At 70.8% G+C, this 521-nt stretch carries 1 protein-coding gene; it reads right to left on the bottom strand.

Annotation, left to right across the window (positions count from 1 at the left end; all coding sequences use genetic code 11):
* A partial coding sequence (locus JMF90_RS39875; RefSeq protein WP_201326633.1) for an MFS transporter occupies nt 1-521 on the bottom strand: 521 nt, incomplete at both ends.

The following is a 521-nucleotide window of genomic DNA, read 5'->3' as shown; positions in this document are numbered from 1 at the left end:
ACGACGAACGCCACCGCCGCGCCCGCCAGCGGCGCCAGCACCTTCACGTGCGAGGTGCCGGCTTCGCCGATGCCGATCAGCCCGTAGGTCAGCAGGCCGAGCCACGCCACGCTCAGCACCTGCCCGAACGGATCGAACGCCGCATGCTCCGGATGCCGCCGCTCCGGAATGCCCCAGGCGCCGAGCAGCACGGCAACGATACCGATCGGCACGTTGACGAGAAAGATGTCCTGCCATCCGCCATGCTCGACGAGCAGGCCGCCCAGCAGCGGCCCGACGATCAGCGCGAGCGCGCTGAACGCCGACCACCCGCCGATCACGCGGGCGCGTTCGCGCGCGTCGGGAAACGCATGGGTGAGGATCGGCATCGCACCGGGAATCAGCAACGCGCCGGCGAGCCCCTGGATCGCGCGGCCAGCCAGCAGCGGCTCGATCCGGCCCGCACACGCGCAGACGATCGACCCGGCCGTGAACAGGATCACGCTGGCGAGCCACACGCGCTTGTGACCATAGCGGTCACC

Origin of the sequence: Burkholderia sp. E168m23 (genome assembly GCF_016586125.1) — a bacterium.
Lineage (GTDB): Bacteria > Pseudomonadota > Gammaproteobacteria > Burkholderiales > Burkholderiaceae > Burkholderia > Burkholderia orbicola.
Note: the sequence above shows the minus strand (reverse complement) of the source record. Positions and strands in the feature narration are given on the sequence as shown.